Origin of the sequence: Cryobacterium sp. MLB-32 (assembly GCF_000738085.1) — a bacterium.
Classification (GTDB): Bacteria; Actinomycetota; Actinomycetes; order Actinomycetales; family Microbacteriaceae; genus Cryobacterium.
On sequence record NZ_JPRS01000322.1, the window covers coordinates 1 to 2,474 of the forward strand.

Sequence of the window (2,474 nt, forward strand, 5' to 3'; positions counted from 1 at the left end):
CGTTAGTCATAAATGAACATGACCGACGAGGGATAAGCATACGGAGAAAAGCACGAATGCCCAAATCGAATGCAAAGATTGTTTAAAAGAGTCGATCGCGCTTCGCACCGCGCCCACGAATGGCCGCCGTTTGGGGGGTGTTTCGGGTTAGGTTCAGCATCAAGACTGCGCGATACTGCCCTGTCTTGTTACTGTTAAGAGTGTTATCACAGTGACAGATGTGACTGATGGATGCCCGATCGGGGAATGATGAATCGCATGGCTACTGTGATCGGCCGCGACCTGCGCGGCGTGCGTGCGCGCACGCGCCAGAATCGCCGTCCAAGCCGACGTCGCACGATCTCCGTCGCCGGTGGCGTGGCTGCCCTCGCGTTGCTCGTGACGCTGTTCAGCCCCGTCGGTGCAGCCCAGGCCCTGGATTACCCGAGCTGGCAGGACCTGCAGAACGCCAAGTCCAACACTGTCGCTGCCGCCGCTCAGGTCACAAAGATCCAGGAACTTCTGGTGAGCCTGCAGTCGCAGGTGGATCAAACCCAGGCCGAAGCTGATGCCCGCGGGGCTGCCCTCGAAGAGGCTCAGCAGAAGTTCGACGACGCCGCCCGGCGTGCCTCAGAGCTGCAGGCGCAGGCGGATGCCAGCAAGGCCACGGCGGATGCCGCCACCCGGCAGGCCGGGCAGCTCGCGGCCCAGCTCTACCGCACCGGCGGAACCGACCTCAGCATGAATCTTTTCTTGGAGGGCGGAGGAAACGGCGGCCAGGCCGACGAACTTCTCTCCAAGCTCGGCAATATGAGCAAGCTCGTGGAACGCAGCACCTCTATCTATGATCTGGCGCAGGCGGCAAACAACAGCGCCCAGGCACTCGGGGACCAGGCGAAGGTCGCGCAGGCCGAACGGGAGACTCTCCGCATCGCCGCGGAGACGGCGCTGAAGGCCGCTCAAGATGCCGCGGACGCGGCGTCGGCCGCCCTCGCAGAATCACAGGCGAAGAGCCTCGAGCTCGACCAGCAACTCGCGTTCATGCGTGACGCCGAGGCCACGACATCCGCGGCCTATGAGGCCGGGGTCGTCGAACGAGCCCGCATTGCCGCAGAAGCTGCCCGCGTTGCCGCTGCTGCGCGCGCGGCGGAGGCGGCGCGGGCCGCAGCCGCCGCTGCCGCGAGCGGGGGAAGCAGTTCCGCGGGGTCGTCCGCCGGTTCAGGCAGCACCTCGGGCTGGGGGCGACCGGCATATGGTCGCATCACGGGCGGATACGGCCCGCGAACGCCGTACTGCGGCAACGGTGTGTGCAGCGGCGATTATCACTACGGCACTGACCTCGGAACCGGCTGCGGTGCGCCCATCTACGCTGCCCACTCGGGCCGTGTCACGTGGGCCGGCCGTCTCGGCACGTATGGCAATTTCGTGAAGATCGATCACGGCGACGGAGTCTCGACGGGCTATGCCCACATCCGTGACGGCGGCATTTTCGTGAGCGCGGGCCAGAACGTGTCGCAGGGACAGAACATCGCGAGCTCCGGCAGCACGGGGGCTTCGACCGCATGTCACCTGCACTTCGAGGTGTGGATTGACGGAAACAGAGTAAACGCCGTGCCGTTCATGGCCGACAGGGGAGCAGCACTTGGTTAACAGCAACACCCGGCCGCGCGCACGATTGCGGCCGACACGGTTCTTTTCCGCGGTAGGTATCGGCATGGTGGGGGCCGTCACCGCGACGGTGGGTGTGGGCGCCCCGGTCGCATTCGCCGATCCGGGGTACCCCAGCTGGGACGACGTGCAGCAGGCCAAGCAGAATGAGGCCACCAAGCAGGCCGAGATTGAGAAGATCTCCGGCCTGTTGGGCGAACTGCAGGCGAGCGCAGAGGCCGCAGCGACGACATCGCAGATCGCCGCGGAGGCGTATCGCGTGACCGAGGACGCACTCGCCGCCGCCACCGCGCGCGAAACGGCGCTCACCGAGCAGGTTGTGACAGCGGAGGCCACCGCTGCGACGTCGAAGATGCGTGCCGGCCTGATCGCTGCGCACCTGGGCAAGGCGGGAGCCGGCGGGCTGTCGCTCAACCTTTTCCTGAACGGCAACAGCGCGGACGACCTGCTGCACCAGCTCGGCACCGCGAGCAAGCTCAGCGAGCAGTCCGCAGCCATCTATGGGCAGGCGATGCAGGACAAGAACACCGCCGAATCTCTCGGAGCCCAGGCTGCGTCCGCGAGCGACGAGCGCGAGCGCCTCACGGAAGAGTCCCGGACCACCTTTGACTCGGCCACCCGCGCAGCCTCGGCCACGCAGAACGCGTACGACGTGGAGCAGAAGAAATCGAGCGAACTCTACGAGCAGCTCGCTCTGCTCAAGGACACCACCGCGGAGGAAGAGCGCAGTTACCGGAGCGGAGTCGCGGCCGAAGCGGCGGCCCAGGCCTTCGCGGCGGCCCAGGCTTCCGCTGCTCGGATCGCCGCCGCAGCGGCGGCGAAGGCTC

2 protein-coding genes are annotated in these 2,474 nt (G+C 66.2%); both read left to right on the top strand.

The genetic code is table 11. From position 1 onward, the window contains the following. Positions 1-258 precede the first annotated feature (258 nt). On the top strand, positions 259-1,629 hold the full coding sequence (locus tag JF66_RS18150; RefSeq protein ID WP_081882494.1) for a M23 family metallopeptidase: 1,371 nt from the start codon (positions 259-261) through the stop codon (positions 1,627-1,629). Further along, positions 1,622-2,474: coiled-coil domain-containing protein (locus tag JF66_RS18155; RefSeq protein ID WP_369798062.1), on the top strand; the 853-nt coding region annotated here is incomplete at its 3' end. The genes JF66_RS18150 and JF66_RS18155, both read left to right, overlap by 8 nt.